This window comes from Pseudomonas paeninsulae (assembly GCF_035621475.1).
Taxonomy (GTDB): Bacteria; Pseudomonadota; Gammaproteobacteria; order Pseudomonadales; family Pseudomonadaceae; genus Aquipseudomonas; species Aquipseudomonas paeninsulae.
On the sequence record NZ_CP141799.1, the window covers coordinates 2,913,553 to 2,930,306 of the forward strand.

14 protein-coding genes are annotated in these 16,754 nt (G+C 65.0%); 7 read left to right on the forward strand and 7 right to left on the reverse strand.

Annotated elements, in window-relative coordinates; all coding sequences use genetic code 11:
- Positions 1-46 precede the first annotated feature (46 nt).
- From VCJ09_RS13445 to VCJ09_RS13455, 3 genes are all read right to left on the reverse strand, one after another.
- Entirely contained in the window at positions 47-1,072 is a 1,026-nt protein-coding gene (locus tag VCJ09_RS13445) for an AraC family transcriptional regulator (RefSeq protein ID WP_324730687.1), read from the reverse strand.
- A gap of 22 nt (positions 1,073-1,094) precedes the next feature.
- Positions 1,095-2,774 (reverse strand): AMP-binding protein, encoded by a 1,680-nt coding sequence (locus VCJ09_RS13450; protein ID WP_324730688.1) that lies wholly within the window; start codon positions 2,772-2,774, stop codon positions 1,095-1,097.
- A gap of 231 nt (positions 2,775-3,005) precedes the next feature.
- Positions 3,006-3,956 (reverse strand): LysR family transcriptional regulator, encoded by a 951-nt coding sequence (locus tag VCJ09_RS13455; protein ID WP_324730689.1) that lies wholly within the window; start codon positions 3,954-3,956, stop codon positions 3,006-3,008.
- A gap of 248 nt (positions 3,957-4,204) precedes the next feature.
- On the opposite strand from VCJ09_RS13455, the gene VCJ09_RS13460 reads away from it, so the two are divergent.
- From VCJ09_RS13460 to VCJ09_RS13490, 7 genes are all read left to right on the forward strand, one after another.
- Positions 4,205-5,908 (forward strand): AMP-binding protein, encoded by a 1,704-nt coding sequence (locus VCJ09_RS13460; protein WP_324730690.1) that lies wholly within the window; start codon positions 4,205-4,207, stop codon positions 5,906-5,908.
- A 99-nt stretch (positions 5,909-6,007) separates the two neighbouring features.
- Positions 6,008-7,516, forward strand: a complete 1,509-nt coding sequence (locus tag VCJ09_RS13465; protein WP_324730691.1) for a CoA-acylating methylmalonate-semialdehyde dehydrogenase — start codon at positions 6,008-6,010, stop codon at positions 7,514-7,516.
- Positions 7,517-7,702: 186 nt separating this feature from the next.
- Positions 7,703-8,476: an enoyl-CoA hydratase gene (locus VCJ09_RS13470; RefSeq protein WP_324730692.1), complete on the forward strand. Its 774-nt coding sequence runs from the start codon at positions 7,703-7,705 to the stop codon at positions 8,474-8,476.
- Between the two features lie 27 nt (positions 8,477-8,503).
- Positions 8,504-9,400, forward strand: a complete 897-nt coding sequence (gene mmsB / locus VCJ09_RS13475; protein WP_324730693.1) for a 3-hydroxyisobutyrate dehydrogenase — start codon at positions 8,504-8,506, stop codon at positions 9,398-9,400.
- On the forward strand, positions 9,397-10,485 hold the full coding sequence (locus VCJ09_RS13480) for an enoyl-CoA hydratase/isomerase family protein (protein WP_324730694.1): 1,089 nt from the start codon (positions 9,397-9,399) through the stop codon (positions 10,483-10,485). Before mmsB ends, VCJ09_RS13480 begins: the two co-directional genes overlap by 4 nt.
- 32 nt (positions 10,486-10,517) lie before the next feature.
- Positions 10,518-11,669: an acyl-CoA dehydrogenase family protein gene (locus VCJ09_RS13485; RefSeq protein ID WP_324730695.1), complete on the forward strand. Its 1,152-nt coding sequence runs from the start codon at positions 10,518-10,520 to the stop codon at positions 11,667-11,669.
- Between the two features lie 106 nt (positions 11,670-11,775).
- Positions 11,776-12,378 carry a TetR/AcrR family transcriptional regulator gene (locus tag VCJ09_RS13490; protein WP_324730696.1) on the forward strand — a complete coding sequence of 201 codons (603 nt, stop codon included), beginning with the start codon at positions 11,776-11,778 and terminating at the stop codon, positions 12,376-12,378.
- Positions 12,379-12,446: 68 nt separating this feature from the next.
- On the opposite strand, the gene VCJ09_RS13495 is transcribed toward VCJ09_RS13490, so the two are convergent.
- The 4 genes from VCJ09_RS13495 to VCJ09_RS13510 form a co-directional block, all read right to left on the reverse strand.
- Complete coding sequence (locus VCJ09_RS13495) at positions 12,447-12,836, reverse strand: MerR family transcriptional regulator (RefSeq protein ID WP_079202197.1); 390 nt, start codon at positions 12,834-12,836, stop codon at positions 12,447-12,449.
- 411 nt (positions 12,837-13,247) lie between these two features.
- The gene (locus VCJ09_RS13500; protein ID WP_324730697.1) at positions 13,248-14,588 is read right to left on the reverse strand and encodes a DcaP family trimeric outer membrane transporter; all 1,341 of its coding nucleotides are present in this window, start codon (positions 14,586-14,588) and stop codon (positions 13,248-13,250) included.
- 214 nt (positions 14,589-14,802) lie between these two features.
- Complete coding sequence (locus tag VCJ09_RS13505; RefSeq protein ID WP_324730698.1) at positions 14,803-15,807, reverse strand: branched-chain amino acid ABC transporter permease; 1,005 nt, start codon at positions 15,805-15,807, stop codon at positions 14,803-14,805.
- Positions 15,808-15,809: 2 nt separating this feature from the next.
- On the reverse strand, positions 15,810-16,697 hold the full coding sequence (locus tag VCJ09_RS13510) for a branched-chain amino acid ABC transporter permease (RefSeq protein ID WP_324730699.1): 888 nt from the start codon (positions 16,695-16,697) through the stop codon (positions 15,810-15,812).
- Positions 16,698-16,754 lie beyond the last annotated feature (57 nt).

Sequence of the window (16,754 nt, forward strand, 5' to 3'; positions counted from 1 at the left end):
GCGGCCGCAGTAACCGAGAGTTCTTTCACACCATCGCAAAGGGTGGCTACTGCTCGGGATGCATCAGCGCGCGATACTGCCCCGGAGTGGTGCCGGTCCACTTCTTGAACGCCTTGTAGAAGGCGCTGCTGTCGGCAAACCCCAGCTCGAAGGCCAGCTCGGTGAAGTTGCCCGCGCCGCTGTCCAAGCGGGCGATGGCCTGGTCGCGCCGCACCTGGTCCTTGAGCCCCTGGTAGGACTGGCCTTCCAGGGCCAGCTTGCGCCGCAGGGTCGATGGCGCCATGAAGAAGTGGCTGGAGAGCGCCTCGAAATCCGGCCAGCGCTCGGCCTTGAGGCTGCGCAGGTAGACCTTGATCCGCGCGGCATGGCTGCGCGGGTCGCGGTAGCGCACCAGAATGTTGGCCGGCGCGCCGGCGAGGAAGCGCTTGAGCTCGCGCTCGCTGCGCCGTAGCGGTTGCTCCAGGCACTCGGCATTGAACAGCAGGCGACTGCGCGGGCGGGCGAAGCGCAGGTTGCTGCTGAACATCACCCGGTAATCCTCAAGATAATCCGGGGCCTGGCAGTGCAGCTCGACCGCCAGGATCGGGATACGTCGTCCCGCTAGCCAGCAGGCCAGGCCATGCACGATCATCCACAGGGTGAAACAGCCGAACGCCCGACAGGCTTGCCCCGCTGGCTCGTCGATGACGATCGCCGCCATCCCGCCCTGGCGCTCCAGGCGCGGGGTCAGGCCATCGAAGACCAGGCCGAGAAACGTCAGGGCACTGTCCAGGGCCGCACCCAGGGTCGGCTCGCGCGACGCGGCGCGGGTCATGAAGGCGTAGCTGCCGGACTTCATTCGCCGCGGGTTCATGCCGAAGAACTCGTCGTCCATCGCCTTGGCCAGCGCCAGCCACAGACGCGCATAGGCCTGCGCGGACACCCGCGCATAGGGCTTGTTGAGCAATTCCGGGGCGATCCCGGACTGGCTCAGCAACGCGGCGCAGTCCTGACCCTGGGCGCGCCACTGCTGCAGGGCCTCGCCGACCAGGCGCACGGAGATGGTGCCCTTCTCGACCGCGGTCGCCGTCATGCCCACTGCATGCTCGCCGCCATCAGCTGGCGCCCTGCTCCAGCTCCGCCTGCATCAGTTCGCGTATGCGAAATTTCTGCACCTTGCCGGTCACGGTCATCGGGAACTGGTCAACGAACTTGAAGTAGCGCGGCACCTTGAAGTGGGCGATATTGGCCTTGCAGTAGGCGCGCAGCGCCTCGGCGTCGCAGGTGTGGCCCGGATGCAGTTGCACCCAGGCGGCGATCGCCTCGCCGTACTTGGCGTCGGGCACGCCGATCACCTGCACGTCGGCCACCGCCGGGTGACCAAAGAGGAATTCCTCGATCTCCCGCGGATAGACGTTCTCGCCGCCGCGAATGATCATGTCCTTGCTGCGCCCGACGATACTCAGGTAGCCCTGCTCGTCCATCACTGCCAGGTCGCCGGTATGCATCCAGCGCGCCGGGTCGAGTGCCTCGGCGGTGGCCTGCGGGTTGTTCCAGTAGCCGAGCATCACGCTGTAGCCACGGGTGCACAGCTCGCCGACCTGCCCGCGCGGGACGATGCGTCCCTGCTCGTCGATCACCTTGCTTTCCAGATGTGACTGAGTGCGGCCGACACTGCTGACCCGACACTGCAGATCGTCATCGGCAGCCGTCTGGGTCGACACCGGGCTGGTCTCGGTCATGCCGTAGGCGATCTGCACCTCGGCCATGTGCATCTCGCCGATTACCCTCTTCATCACCTCGATCGGGCAGGTGGCGCCGGCCATGATCCCGGTGCGCAGGCTGGACAGGTCGAACTCGGCGCGGCGCGGGTGATCCAGCTCGGCGATGAACATGGTCGGCACGCCGTACAGCGCCGTGGCTTGCTCTTCCGCCACTGCCAACAGGGTGGCCTCCGGCTCGAAGCTCGGTGCCGGGTAGATCATGGTGCTGCCATGAGTCAGGCAGCCGAGGTTGCCCATGACCATGCCGAAGCAGTGGTACAGCGGCACCGGGATCACCAGCCGATCGTGCTCGGTGAGGCCCAGGCTCTCGCCGACCAGGTAACCGTTGTTGAGGATGTTGTAGTGGCTGAGGGTGGCGCCCTTGGGCGAGCCGGTGGTGCCCGAGGTGTACTGGATATTGATCGGCTCGTCGAACTGCAGCAGCGCCTGGCGCTCGGCCAGTTTTTCCGCAGAGACCTGGGTGGAAAGGCCCGCCAGTTCATGCCAGCAGAGGAAGCCTACCGGCGCCTGCGCGGCCAGGCTGATGACCCCGCGCAACTCCGGCAGGCGCGGGCTGTGCAGCGCGCCCGACTGACTGGCGGCCAGTTCCGGCAACAGTTCGATCAGTATGGCGTGGTAATCGGAGCTCTTGAAGGCATCGGCGCTGACCAGCCAGCGGCAGCCGGAGTGCTTCAGCGCGTACTCCAACTCGCTACCGCGATAGGCCGGGTTGATGTTGACCAGAATCGCACCAAGCTTGGCGCTGGCGAACTGTGTAATGCACCACTCGGCGCAGTTCGGCGCCCAGATGCCGACCCGCTCGCCCGCCTCGACGCCCAGCGCCAGCAAGGCACGGGCACAACTGTCGACCTGCTCGGCCAGCTTGGACCAGGAGTAGCGCAGGTTCTGGTGGCGCACCACCAGGGCCTCGCGCTCGGCGAAACGCGCCACTGTGTCATCGAACGCCTGGCCGATGGTCATGGCCAGCAGCGTCTTGTCCTGCGGGCCACGGGTATAGCTGGGGTGATTCATGGCTTGCCCTTCTTGTGCTTGTAATGGGGTGGCCTACAGAGCTTAGAAGCCCCTGCGAGAATCCAGCCTTATCCTTACGTTAACGGCAAGCTATAGCAAGGCCGCGCCGGTCGTCCAGTCACCCATTGGTCGTATGGATCAAGCGCCCGCAGCGCCGCCGGATGCTCGCCCTGCCTTCCTGGGGGCAAGGGCGTAGCGCAGCCGGAACCAGCAGAATCGCTGCCCGCAGGCTCAGTCCATGGCCAGGTAATGCATTTCGCTCGACTCCCCCATCAGCAACGGCCGATTGAGGTCGGCACAGGCGCGCAGGTACTCGGCGGCCAGGGTCACGCGCTTGAGCTTGCGCAGGTCTTCGCTGTAGGAGAGCCAGAACTGGCGAATGATGTCGACCTGATCCGGCAACACTTCGCACAGGCGCGGATCCGGCCCGGCCAGGAAGCTCGGCAGAATGGCCATGGCCCGTCCCTGCAGGGTGGCGTGGTACTGGGCAATTACACTGGTGCTACGCAGGTGGCTGGTAGCGCCGGGTAGCAAGTCGTTGAGGTAGAGCAACCTGGAGCTGAACGCCAGATCGTCGACGTAGGTGACGAAGGGGTGGTCAGCCAGGTCCTCGCGCGTGTGGATCGGCGCATGGCTGGCCAGGTAGCCGGGCGTGGCGTAAATCCGCAGGCGATAGTCGCATAGCTTGGAGCAGACGTAGGGCCCGCGCTCCGGGCGTTCCAGGGTGATGGCGATATCCGCCTCGCGCCGCGACAGGCTGACGAAGTGCGGCACCGGCAGGATGTCCAGGGAGATGTGCGGGTAGCGCTCGAGGAAGCCACTCATCTGCGCGCTGACAAACCAGCAGCCGAACGCTTCGGTGCTGGCGATGCGCAGGTGCCCGGAAAGCCCCAGGCGGGTGCCGGACACCTGTTCGCAGGCAGCCAGCAAGGTGCTTTCCAGGGTTTCCGCGTAGCCCAGCAGGCGCTGGCCCTCCACGGTCAGGGCAAAGCCGGTCGCGCGCGATTTCTCGAACAACAGGGCCCCGAGGCTCTGCTCCAGGGTGCGGATACGCCGCGATACCGTGGTGTAGTCCACCCCCAGGCGCCGGGCCGCCGCACTGGCAGTGCGGGTACGCGCCACTTCGAGGAAGAAACGCAGGTCGTCCCAATTGAGCTTGTCGCTAACCATATTTTTTTGCATATGCACTCGTCTATTTACAAGAGTGGTCGCCGTAAATATGCACACATATACCCCGCGCCAACTGCCTTGGCGAGGCCAAGCTGCTAGATGCCGAGTCGGCTGAGCCCCGACAGTAATTATATTTTTGCATATCCATTCGGTTAATTTGCGCCTTCTTACTGCGCAAACGCCTATCTATACTCGATGCACAAGCCTGATTGAGCTGGGCATCAGGCCAGTCCCTACAACAACAAAACAGGGCCAGAATCATGAATAGCAACTGCCTCCCCTTTCTCGCTGCCCGCGACTTCCTGCTGGCCAACCGCAGCGACTATGCCACCGCCGTGCGCGATTTCCGCTGGCCGCAGCTCGACACCTTCAACTGGGCGCTGGACTATTTCGACAGCATGGCCGCGGGCAACCAGGCCCCGGCGCTGTGGATTGTCGAGGAGGACGGCAGCGAGCAGCGCTACAGCTTCGCCGAACTGGCCGAGCGCTCCAATCGCGTGGCCAACCACCTGCGCGAGCTGGGCGTGCGCCGCGGCGAGCGCATCCTGTTGATGCTGGGCAACCATATCGCCCTGTGGGAAACCATGCTCGCGGCCTTCAAGCTCGGCGCCGTGGTGATCCCGGCCACCGCCCTGCTCACCGCCGAGGACCTGCGCGACCGTATCGAGCGCGGCGGTGTGCGCCACCTGGTGGTGGGCAGCAACCATACCGACAAGTTTGCTGAGCAAGCCCTGGGCTGCACCCGCATCTGCGTCGGCGCGGCAGTCAGCGGCTGGATCAATCACGACAGCGCCGTCGACTGTGCCAGCCAGTTCCACGCCGATGCCCTGACCAAGGCCAGCGACCCGCTGCTGCTGTATTTCACCTCTGGCACCACCAGCAAGCCGAAGATGGTCCTGCACAGCCACCAGAGCTACCCGGTTGGCCACCTGTCCACTATGTACTGGGTTGGCCTGCAGCCGGGCGACCTGCACCTGAACATCTCCTCGCCGGGCTGGGCCAAGCATGCCTGGAGCTGCTTCTTCGCCCCGTGGAACGCCGGCGCCTGCGTGTTCATCCATAACACTGCGCGTTTCAGTGCCCCGGCGCTGCTCGAGGTGCTGGAGCGCTACGGCATCACCAGCCTGTGCGCGCCGCCCACGGTGTGGCGCATGCTGATCCAGGAAGACCTGGCCGGCTGCCGCGAGCGTCTGCGCTTGCGCGAACTGGTCGGTGCCGGCGAGCCGCTCAACCCGGAGATCATCGAGCAAATCCAGGAAGCCTGGGGCCTGCCGTTGCGTGACGGTTTCGGCCAGTCGGAAACCACCGCGCTGGTTGGCAACACCCCCGGCCAGCCGCTCAAGCCCGGTTCCATGGGCCGGCCGTTGCCCGGCTACAGCGTGTGCATGCTCGACCCGGATGGCCAGCCTGGCAACGAAGGCGAAGTCGCCCTGCCCCTGGACCCCCATCCGCTGGGCCTGATGCTCGGTTACGAAGACAGCGCGGAGAAGACTGCCGAAGCGATGCGTGACGGTTTCTACCGTACCGGCGACACCGCGGCCATCGACGCCGACGGCTACATCACCTTCATCGGCCGCGCCGATGACGTGTTCAAGGCCTCCGACTACCGCATCAGCCCCTTCGAGCTGGAGAGCGCGCTGATCGAGCACCCGGCGGTGATGGAAGTGGCCGTGGTGCCCAGCCCCGACCCGCTGCGCCTGGCGGTACCCAAGGCGTTCCTGATCCTGGCCCACGACCAGCCGGGCAGCGCCGAACTGGCCAAGAACATCCTCGCCTTCGCCCGCGAGCACCTGGCGCCCTACAAGCGGGTGCGGCGCATCGAGTTCGTCAGCGAACTGCCCAAGACCATCTCCGGCAAGATCCGCCGGGTGGACCTGCGGCAGATGGAGCTGGAGCGCCGCCAGGGCGACACGCGCGGGCCGCAGGAACACTTCGAAGAAGACTTTCCGCAGCTCAAGGGCTGAACCGGGCCGGCGCGCCGGCCCAGCCAACCACTCCCCCGCCCACTCGGCATCGGCGCCGAGGGGGCGCACTCGACCTACGACAGCAGACAGGACCCGAATATGACCGCTTCCACAGTTCCCAGCGTCAAGCTGCTCATCGACGGCGAATTCGTCGAATCCAAGACCACCCAATGGCGCGACGTGGTCAACCCGGCCACCCAGGAAGTCCTGGCGCGTGTGCCCTTCGCCACTGCCGAGGAAATGGACGCCGCCGTGGCCAGCGCCAAGGAAGCCTTCAAGACCTGGCGCAAGACCCCGATCGGCGCCCGTGCGCGGATCTTCCTCAAGTACCAGCAACTGATCCGCGAGAACATCAAGGAGCTGGCCGCCCTGCTCACCGCCGAGCAGGGCAAGACCTTGCCGGACGCCGAGGGCGACGTGTTCCGCGGCCTGGAAGTGGTCGAGCATGCCGCCTCCATCGGCAACCTGCAGATGGGTGAACTGGCCAACAACGTCGCCAGTGGCGTCGACACCTACACCCTGATGCAGCCACTGGGCGTGTGCGCCGGCATCACCCCGTTCAACTTCCCGGCAATGATCCCGCTGTGGATGTTCCCCATGGCCATCGCCACCGGCAACACCTTCGTCCTCAAGCCGTCCGAGCAGGATCCGCTGGTGACCATGCGCCTGGTCGAGCTGGCGCTGCAGGCCGGCGTACCCAAGGGCGTGCTCAACGTCATCCACGGCGGCGTCGACGCGGTGAACCTGATCTGTGACCACCCGGACATCAAGGCGGTGTCCTTCGTCGGCTCGACCAAGGTCGGTACCCATGTCTACAACCGCGCCACCCAGAACGGCAAGCGCGCGCAGTGCATGATGGGCGCCAAGAACCACGCCATCGTCCTGCCGGATGCCAACAAGCAGCAGACCTTGAACAGCCTGCTGGGCGCCTCCTTTGGCGCCGCCGGTCAGCGCTGCATGGCCCTGCCGGTGGTGATCCTGGTGGGTGAAGCGCAGGCCTGGTTGCCGGAGCTGATCGAGCGGACCAAGACCCTCAAGATCAATGGCGGCACCGAGCCTGGCACCGACATCGGCCCGGTGATCTCCTGCGCGGCCCTGGAGCGCGTCAACGGCCTGATCGCCAGCGGCATCGAAGAAGGCGCCACGCTCGAACTGGACGGACGCAACCCGAGTGTGCCTGGCTACCAGGACGGCAACTTCGTCGGCCCGACGATCTTCTCCGGCGTCACGGCGCAAATGTCGGTGTACCGCGAAGAAATCTTCGGCCCGGTGCTGTGCGTCATGCATGCCGCCAACCTCAACGAGGCGATCGAGATCATCAACGCCAACCCGAATGGCAACGGTACCGCCCTGTTCACCCGCTCCGGCGCTGCTGCCCGGCACTTCCAGGAAGAAATCGACGTCGGCCAGGTGGGCATCAACGTGCCGATCCCGGTCCCGGTGCCGCTGTTCTCGTTCTCTGGTTCGCGCGGCTCCAAGCTCGGCGACCTGGGCCCCTACGGCAAGCAAGTGGTGACCTTCTACACCCAGACCAAGACGGTCACCCAGCGCTGGTTCGACGAGGACGACAGCAGCGCCGTGGTCAACACCACCATCACCCTCAAGTAACCAATCGGCCGGTCAAGAGAGCCTGTTCACGATCTCGCGAGCTAGAGCCATGCAAGGCGAAAGCAGGCGAGGAAGCGGAGTTTACGAGCTGTAAATGAGCATTCCGAGCCTGCTTTTAACGCAGCAGGGCCGACGCGCAGCAGATCGTGAACAGGCTCTGGGGCCGGCCCCCTGGGAGATATCACCATGGACTATCAAACCCTGCTGGTCGAGGTGCGCGAACGGGTCGCCCTGATCACCCTCAACCGACCGCAAGTGCTCAATGCGCTGAACAGCCAGCTGATCAGCGAACTCAACCTGGTCCTCGACCGCCTGGAAGCCGACCCCGAGGTCGGCTGCATGGTCATCACCGGTTCGGCCAAGGCGTTCGCCGCTGGTGCCGACATCAAGGAGATGGTCGACAAGGACTACCCGTCGATCTACCTCGACGACTTCTTCGCCGCCGCCGATCGCATCGGCAACCGGCGCAAACCGCTGATTGCGGCGGTCGCCGGCTACGCCCTGGGCGGTGGTTGCGAGCTGGCGCTGATGTGCGACTTCATCTACGCCGCCGACAACGCCCGCTTCGGCTTGCCTGAGCTGAGCCTGGGCGTGACCCCCGGCATCGGTGGCACCCAACGCTTGACCCATGCCCTGGGCAAGGCCAAGGCAATGGAACTGTGCCTCACCGGCCGCCATCTGGGCGCCGCAGAAGCCGAGCGTGCCGGCCTGGTGGCCCAGGTCTTCCCCGCCGCCGAGCTGCTGGAGCAGACCCTGAAGGTGGCCCAAGGTATCGCCGCCAAATCGCTGCCGGCCAGCATGCTGGTCAAGGAATGCGTCAACCGAGCCTTCGAACTCGGCCTCAACGAGGGTGTGCGCTTCGAACGTCGGGTGTTCCATTCGCTGTTCGCCAGTCACGACCAGAAAGAAGGCATGCGCGCCTTCGTGGAAAAACGCCAAGCGCAGTTTAAGCACCGCTGAGCCCCCCTAATTACAGAGGTATCCACCATGCATATCGGTTTTCTTGGTCTCGGCAACATGGGCGGCCCAATGGCCTGCAACCTGCTCAAGGCCGGCCACCGCGTCACCGTCTTCGACCCCAGCGCCCAAGCTGTCGCCGCCCTTGTCGAGGCCGGCGCCACGAGTGCCACTTCGCCGGCGGCGGTGGCCCAGGCTCAGGTCGAGGCGATCGTCACCATGCTGCCGGCGGCGGCTCAGGTGAAACAGGTTTACCAGGGCAAAGATGGCCTGCTGGCGCACGTCGGCCAGGGCGTGCTGCTGATCGACTGCTCGACCATCGACCCGCTCAGTGCCCGCGAAGTGGCCGCCCTGGCCATCGCCCAAGGCAACCCCATGCTCGATGCGCCGGTTTCCGGCGGCACCGGTGGCGCCGCGGCTGGCACCCTGACCTTTATGGTCGGCGGTCCGGCAAGTGCGTTCGACCAGGCCGGGCCCATTCTCAGCGCCATGGGCAAGAACCTCGTCCACTGCGGTGACAGCGGCAACGGCCAGGTGGCCAAGATTGCCAACAACATGCTGCTCGGCATCTCCATGATCGGCGTCGCCGAAGCCATGGCCCTGGGCGTGGCCCTGGGCATGGACGCCAAGGTGCTGGCCGGGGTCATCAACACATCCAGCGGCCGCTGCTGGAGCTCGGAAATCAACAACCCGTTCCCCGGCGTACTGGAGAACGCTCCGGCCTCGCGTGGCTACAGCGGCGGTTTCGGCACCGACCTGATGCTCAAGGACCTCGGCCTGGCTACCGAAGCGGCCAAGCACGTGCGCCAGCCAGTACTGCTCGGCGCCGCCGCCCAGCAGCAGTACCAAAGCTTCAGCCAGCAGGGTAATGGCGGCCTGGATTTCTCCGCCATCATCAAGCTGTACCGTCGGGATAGCGAGGCATGAGCAGCGCCGAAGCGGCGGTCCTGGCCGAGGTGCGCAACCGCATCGGCCACCTGACCCTCAACCGCCCGAGCGGCCTCAACGCCCTGACCCTGCCCATGGTGCGCTTGCTCCTGCAGCACCTGCATGCCTGGGAGCAGGATCCTGAAGTGCTCGCCGTGGTCCTGCGTGGCAACGGTGAAAAGGCCTTCTGCGCCGGTGGCGATATTCGCATGCTGTACGACAGCTACACCGGCGGCAGCAATCAGCACGAGCTGTTTCTCGAAGAGGAGTACGCCCTCGACCAGTACCTGCATGCTTACCCCAAGCCGGTGCTGGCGCTACTCGACCGCTTCGTTCTCGGCGGTGGCATGGGCCTGGCCCAGGCGGCTGCCCTGCGGGTAGTCACAGAGCGGGTGAAGATGGGCATGCCGGAAGTCAGCATCGGCTTCTTCCCGGATGTCGGCGGCAGTTACTTCCTGCCCCGGCTGCCCGGCCAACTGGGCTTTTACCTGGGTCTCACCGGCCTCCAGGTCGGCGCCGCCGACGCGCTCTACGCTGGGCTGGCCGACCATTGTCTGGCCAGCGAACGGCTGGCCGAGTTCGACCTGGCGCTGGACACTCTGAGCTGGTCGGCAGCGCCAATGGATAACTTGCAGCAGTTGCTCGACAGCATGACCTGCAGCGATCTGCCCGGTGGCGAGCTCAAGGCCCTGCGCCAGGCCATCGACGATTACTTCGCCCTGCCCGACCTGCCGGCGATCCGCGCCGCCCTGCTCAGCGAGAGCCGCCCAGAGTTGCAGGCCTGGGCTCAAGACACCGTGCGGGTGTTGGACAGCCGCTCGCCGCTCGCCATGGCGGTGACCCTGGAGCTGCTGCAGCGCGGTCAGCACCTAGCGCTGGCCGACTGCTTCGCTCAGGAACTGCACCTGGATTATCAATGGTTCGAACGCGGCGACCTGATCGAAGGCATCCGCGCGCTGATCATCGACAAAGACAAGACTCCGCGCTGGAACCCAGCGACCCTGGCCGAACTGGACCCGCAGCGGGTACAGGCCTTCTTCAACGGCTTGCGCCCCGCTGCCAGCAACCCCCTGCACCGCACCTGAATGGCGCGGCCAGAACTGAGGAGAGCACTGCCATGCACGACAGCCAATTGACCGAAGAACAACGCATGATCCGCGACATGGCCCGCGACTTTGCCCGCAGCGAAGTCGCGCCGCATGCCCAAGCCTGGGAGAAGGCCGGCTGGATCGATGACGCCGTGGTGGCGCAGATGGGTGAACTGGGCCTGCTCGGCATGGTGGTGCCCGACACCTGGGGTGGCAGCTACACCGACTATGTAGCCTACGCCCTGGCCGTGGAAGAAATCTCGGCTGGCGACGGTGCCCTCGGCGCCTTGATGAGCATCCACAATTCGGTGGGCTGCGGCCCCCTGCTGAAATATGGCAGCCCGACGCAGCAAGACAGCTGGTTGCCGCTTCTGGCCAGCGGCCAGGCGATCGGCTGCTTCTGCCTGACCGAGCCACAGGCCGGCTCCGAAGCACACAACCTGCGTACCCGCGCCGAACTGCGCGACGGCCAGTGGGTACTCAACGGTGCCAAGCAGTTCGTCAGCAACGGCAAACGCGCCAAGCTGGCTATCGTCTTCGCCGTCACCGATCCGCAGCTGGGCAAGAAGGGCCTGTCGGCCTTCCTGGTGCCGACCGACAATCGCGGTTTCGTCGTCGACCGCAGCGAACACAAGATGGGCATCAAGGCCTCCGATACCTGCGCGGTCACCCTGAATGACTGCACCATCGCCGAGGCCAATCTGCTCGGCGAGCGCGGCAAGGGCTTGGCCATTGCCCTGTCCAACCTGGAAGGCGGCCGCATCGGCATCGCCGCCCAGGCCCTGGGCATCGCCCGCGCGGCTTTCGAAGCCGCCCTGGGTTATGCCCGCGAGCGCATCCAGTTCGGCAAACCGATCGCGGAGCACCAGAGCATCGCCAACATGCTTGCCGACATGCACACCCAGCTCAACGCCGCGCGTTTGCTGATCCTGCATGCTGCACGCCTGAAGAGCGCCGGGCATCCCTGCCTGTCGGAGGCCTCGCAGGCCAAGCTGTTCGCCTCGGAGATGGCCGAGCGGGTGTGCTCCAAGGCGCTGCAGATCCATGGCGGCTACGGCTACCTGGAGGATTACCCGGTGGAGCGCTACTACCGCGACGCGCGCATCACCCAGATCTACGAGGGCTCAAGCGAGATCCAGCGCCTGCTGATCGCCCGCGAACTGGCGCATTACCCGCTGTAAACGGCCACTGGCCAAATCGCTCAGGCAAACCGAGCGCTGGCGACCTGGGTTTTACCCGCCCGGAGCGCCATGCTCGGCGCTCGACCACCACCTGCCGAACACCTTCATGCCAGCCACCCAGCCCATCCCCGATTCCTCGCGCTATCAGTCCACCCGCCTCAAGGCATTGAGCCTGTTTGCCAGCCGCGGTTTCAGCACTGTCAGCATGCGCGACCTGGCTAAGCACCTGGGCATCCAGCCGGGCTCCCTCTACAACCACATCGAAAGCAAGGAAGCGCTGCTGTTCGAGCTGATCGAGGAGCTCTACGAACAGCTGCTGCACGGCGCCCGCCAGGTGCAACGGCGCGCTGCCACGCCCGCCGAACGGCTGCACGGCCTGCTCGAGGCGCACCTACGGTTGCACGCCAGCATGGCCGCGCATTTTCGTCTTGCCGAATACGACAGTCACTGCCTGGCCAGCGAGCAGCAGGCGCACATCCGCGAACTACGCGCGCGCTACACACAGCTGCTGGTCGAGTGCGTGGAGCGACTTACCGGCCAGCCGGCCGGCAACAGCCGCCGCGCCGCGTTGAACGGCATCGTGGCCCTGCTCAATCAGTTACCGGCCTGGGTCGAGGCGCCCGAGATGAGCCCGACGGCACGCCACGCGTTGCTGCGCGACATGGTGCTGAGCGCGCTGGGCGGCGCGTTGCGCGCGCCCCAGGACTGAGAGCCAGTGATAAAACTCACGCCGACTGCGGCCGCCGCCAAACGACCGCTGCGGCGCCAGCCGAGTCTTTATTGCGTCGCGGGGATGCCCTGCAAGGCGGCGTGGCAACGCTCTTCGGCCGTGTCCAGTTCCAGCTGCATCTGCTGGATGTCCAGCAACTGCTGCTCCAGCTGTAGACGCCGTTCGGCGATCTTGCCCAGCATGATCTCGAGCTGGTTGCGGTTGTCGCCCTGCGGGTCGTACAGCTCGATCAGGGTCTTGCATTCGGCCAGGGAGAAGCCAATGCGCTTGCCGCGCAGAATCAGCTTTAGCGCGACCCTGTCCTTGGCCGTAAAGATCCGCTCCTGGCCGCGACGGGTCGGTATCAGCATGCCCTGCTCTTCATAGAAACGAATGGTCCGAGTGGTCACATCCAACTCGCGCGCCAGTTCGGAAATGCTGTAGGTCTTGGCCGTCATGCTTGATCCTTGGTCGATTGTCCACGAGCCATGCCGCACAGGGGCTCCCGCGACATGGGTTCATGGCTATAAGCCTTGGAACGCTAACAACTCATTACGTTAACGTCAACGCGAGCGACTCGCCCCACCCCCGCGAGAGCGGCCCTCCGGCAGGCAATGGTGATGATCTGTCGGTAGGCGCTCGGACCTGCGCAATGCCAAATCGAAGACAAAAAAAACCGGGCCACCAGGGCCCGGCAAACTTCACACCAAGGAGCAATCGGATCGAGCGGTTAGCCCGGGCTTACCAGAGCGGCAGCTTTTGCTGACGATCAAGTGGTTCTCGTCCAGGTTGCTACGGGTGGAGCATCCCGCCACAACGCACAAGAATGAATCGTGCCCGGCCGCAGCGCCGTCAAACGGCGCGAGCGATCAGAAGTTGTACTGCGCCGAGGTTTGCACGCGGTTCAAATCGCCATTGCGGCCATCTTCCGTTTCACGCCTGGCGTGAATCAGTTCCAGGCCGAACGTCGTGCTGGCAACCGGGCTCCACAGCAGGTTCAGGTGAGCGGTGTCGGAGCTTTCGTTCATGTTCGCAGTCGTCACACCACTCGGGTTGCTCGCGCGGGCGGTCGACAGCGCCAGGGTGGAACGCAGGTTATCCATCCAGAAGTGGCGGTAGGCGAGAATCGCGCCCCACTGGTTGTTCAGGCTGAGTTCGCCGGCGGTATCGACGCTGCCGTCGGAGAATACGGCCTGGCCCATGTAGCGGCCGAGCGCGTTACCGGCGGTGAGCGAGAACTGGAAGGTGTCCTTGCCGACGGTCGGCACCACGCCGTAAGCGGCGAGCGCTCCACCCCATTGGTCGTCGGCACCGGCGGCCGTATCGACGCGAATGTTGCGCGCCATCGCGGCCAGGGCGAAGCGGCCGACGGCGGTGTTGAAGTCCAGTCGAGCAACCAGATCGGGCACCTTGTCGTCGTCGGTTAGCGCATTGGTACCGCCGCCGACATTGGCCGTGGTCAGGAAGGACTCGGGGCTTTCCGCCGCAATCGACCAGGAGCCGCCGTCGAAGCCCTCGGTCCAACGCACCTGGGTCTGGCGGACGAAGAGTTCGCCGACCGGGCCGCCGAAGTCCAGGGTCTCGGGCAGGGAGCCCGCGTCCATGAAGGTAGACCAGGTCTGGCCGGCGAGCAGGCCGCCGAGGCTGCCGAAGGCATGGCGGGTGCGCGGGCCATTGGAGTTGCTGACGGCCTCGTTGCCATTCGAGCCGAAGAAGTCGGCCTCAACGAAGGTCTTGAGATCGCCCCAAGCGGTCGGCGTACTGGTGGCGAAGTTCAGACGGGTCTGGCGCGCGTGGAGGGTAATCTGACCGTCTTCAGTATTAGTGTCGCCGTCCAGGGGAATCGAACCCGGAACCAGCAACTGGTCAAGCGTGCTGCCCACGCCCGCGCTGGTGTCGCTGTACAACAGGTCGGCCTTGACGTAGCCGCCGAACTTGACCGAGGTAGTGGAGCCGGGCAGCTTGAACGAACCTGGGGTGGTGCCGGCGGTCACGCTGTTGGCGGGCGCGACGGCCTTGGCGGTTTCGGCCTGCTTCTGCTCGAGCGCCGCAATGCTGTTCTGCAGCGCCTCGACCTGCGCCTTCAACGCCTTCATGTCGGACGCGGTGTCGGCGCTGGCGGGCGCCATGAAGCCAGCAAGGCTGGCGGTGATCGCCACGCAGAGGACTTTGGCCTTGACGGGCTTGGTGATCAATTTTTCAACGTGCATAGGTCTCTCTTCTTGTAGGTGGGTAGTGCAGCAACGCCAGGCAGCCAACTGCCAAGCACTACCCGCGACGGCCGATGCAACCGGCCCGTTACCCACGGGGTTCCCCGTGGCGTCCAGACAACCCTGCCGACGACTCGGCAGAGCAAAAATCAGGCAAACAGCCCCCCGGCGCGGATCAGGGTCCGCACCTTGAACAGGCAGCAGGAGGCTTGCTTTAGAAGTTGCGCTTCGCCAGTTTCAGCACCCAGCCGACGATGCCAGCCCGGAACAGCAGCACGCAGGTGACGAAGATCACCCCGAGGATCACGTGCACCCATTCGCCCAATGGGCCGTTGGACAGGTAACTCTGCAGGGTGACCACCACGCTGGCGCCGACCAGCGGCCCGAGCACGGTGCCGACGCCGCCGAGCAGGGTCATCAGGATCACCTCTCCGGACATGTGCCAGTGCGCGTCGGTCAGCGAGGCCAGCTGGAACACCACGGTCTTGGTCGAGCCCGCCAGGCCGGTCAAGGTGGCGGAAATAACGAAGGCCAACAGCTTGTGCGCGTCGACGTTGTAGCCCAGGGAAATGGCCCGCGGCTCGTTCTCGCGGATCGCCTTGAGCACCTGGCCATAGGGCGAGTGGATGGTGCGCTGGATGATGGCGAAGCCAACGATGAACACCGCGAGGACGAAGTAGTACAGGGTCAGGTTGTCGTTCAGGTCGAACAGCCCGAACAACTGCCCACGCGGCACGCCCTGCAGGCCGTTCTCGCCGCCGGTGAAGGGCGCCTGGACAAAGATGAAGAACACCAGTTGCGCCAGCGCCAGGGTGATCATGGCGAAGTAGATACCCTGGCGCCGAATCGCCAGCAGGCCGAACAGCAGGCCGAGCACGGCGGACGCCAGGGTGCCGGCGAGTATTCCCAGCTCGGTGCCCAGGCCGCTGTACTCGCTGAGCAAGTAGCCGGTGATGTAACCACCAGTGGCGAAAAAGGCGGCATGGCCGAAGGACAACAAGCCGGCATAGCCGAGCAACAGGTTGAAGGCGCAGGCGAACAAGGCGAAGCACAGCAGCTTCATCAGAAAGATCGGGTACACCGCCAGGGGCGCGACCAGCGCGACGCCCAACAGTGCCAGGTAGAACCACAGCTTGCGCCGCTGCGCCGCCTGCTGGCGCTCGCGTACCACTTGCGGCGGCAGAACCAAGCTGTCCTGTTTGATGTGCAGATTGGTCATGCTTATGTCTCCTTGCCGAACAGTCCCGCGGGACGAACCAGCAGCACCAGTACCATCACCAGGAACACGATGGTGTTGGCCGCTTCTGGATAGATCACCTTGGTCAGCCCCTCAATCACGCCCATGGCCAAACCCGTGACGATCGCGCCCATGATCGAACCCATGCCACCGATTACCACCACGGCAAACACCACGATCAGCAGATTGGCGCCCATGGTCGGCGTGACCGAATAGATCGGTGCGGCCAGCACCCCGGCCAACCCCGCCAGCGCCGCGCCATAGCCATAGGTCAGGGTAATCAGCAGCGGCACGTTGATGCCGAAGGCCTGCATCAGCTTGGGGTTTTCGGTACCGGCACGCAGGTAGGAGCCCAGTCGGGTGCGCTCGATCATGTACCAGGTGAGCAGGCACACCACCAGCGCTGCCACCACCACCCAGGCGCGGTAAGTGGGCAGGAACATGAAGCCGAGGTTGTAACCACCCTTGAGCAGCTCGGGCATCGGGTAGGACGCGCCGGAGACGCCGAACAGCTTGACGAAGCAGCCCTCGACGATCAGCGCCAGGCCAAACGTCAGCAGCAAGCCGTAGAGGTGATCCTCGCCGGCGATCCGCCGCAGCAGGCCACGCTCGATAAGCATGCCGAGGGCGCCGACCAGCAGCGGCGCCAGAATCAGCGCCATCCAATAGTTGATGCCCAGGTAGTTGAGGCCGAGCACGGCGGCGAAGGCCCCCAGCATGTACTGGGCGCCATGGGCGAAGTTGATGATCCGCAACAGACCGAAGATGATCGCCAGGCCCAGGCTGAGCAAGGCATAGAAAGCGCCGTTGATCAGTCCGAGCAGTAGCTGGCCGAGCAGTACGGTCAGCGGTATGTCGAATACCATAGTCATGAGTTACTACCCGCTGAAAGTCAGTGACACCCGGCTGCTGGCAGCCGGGTGATGAGT

Coding starts and splice junctions, on each gene's coding strand:
- VCJ09_RS13445 (WP_324730687.1), bottom strand. CDS start 1,072: ATGACGGCGACCGCGGTCGAGAAGGGCACCATCTCCGTGCGCCTGGTC.
- VCJ09_RS13450 (WP_324730688.1), bottom strand. CDS start 2,774: ATGAATCACCCCAGCTATACCCGTGGCCCGCAGGACAAGACGCTGCTG.
- VCJ09_RS13455 (WP_324730689.1), bottom strand. CDS start 3,956: ATGCAAAAAAATATGGTTAGCGACAAGCTCAATTGGGACGACCTGCGT.
- VCJ09_RS13460 (WP_324730690.1), top strand. CDS start 4,205: ATGAATAGCAACTGCCTCCCCTTTCTCGCTGCCCGCGACTTCCTGCTG.
- VCJ09_RS13465 (WP_324730691.1), top strand. CDS start 6,008: ATGACCGCTTCCACAGTTCCCAGCGTCAAGCTGCTCATCGACGGCGAA.
- VCJ09_RS13470 (WP_324730692.1), top strand. CDS start 7,703: ATGGACTATCAAACCCTGCTGGTCGAGGTGCGCGAACGGGTCGCCCTG.
- mmsB (WP_324730693.1), top strand. CDS start 8,504: ATGCATATCGGTTTTCTTGGTCTCGGCAACATGGGCGGCCCAATGGCC.
- VCJ09_RS13480 (WP_324730694.1), top strand. CDS start 9,397: ATGAGCAGCGCCGAAGCGGCGGTCCTGGCCGAGGTGCGCAACCGCATC.
- VCJ09_RS13485 (WP_324730695.1), top strand. CDS start 10,518: ATGCACGACAGCCAATTGACCGAAGAACAACGCATGATCCGCGACATG.
- VCJ09_RS13490 (WP_324730696.1), top strand. CDS start 11,776: ATGCCAGCCACCCAGCCCATCCCCGATTCCTCGCGCTATCAGTCCACC.
- VCJ09_RS13495 (WP_079202197.1), bottom strand. CDS start 12,836: ATGACGGCCAAGACCTACAGCATTTCCGAACTGGCGCGCGAGTTGGAT.
- VCJ09_RS13500 (WP_324730697.1), bottom strand. CDS start 14,588: ATGCACGTTGAAAAATTGATCACCAAGCCCGTCAAGGCCAAAGTCCTC.
- VCJ09_RS13505 (WP_324730698.1), bottom strand. CDS start 15,807: ATGACCAATCTGCACATCAAACAGGACAGCTTGGTTCTGCCGCCGCAA.
- VCJ09_RS13510 (WP_324730699.1), bottom strand. CDS start 16,697: ATGACTATGGTATTCGACATACCGCTGACCGTACTGCTCGGCCAGCTA.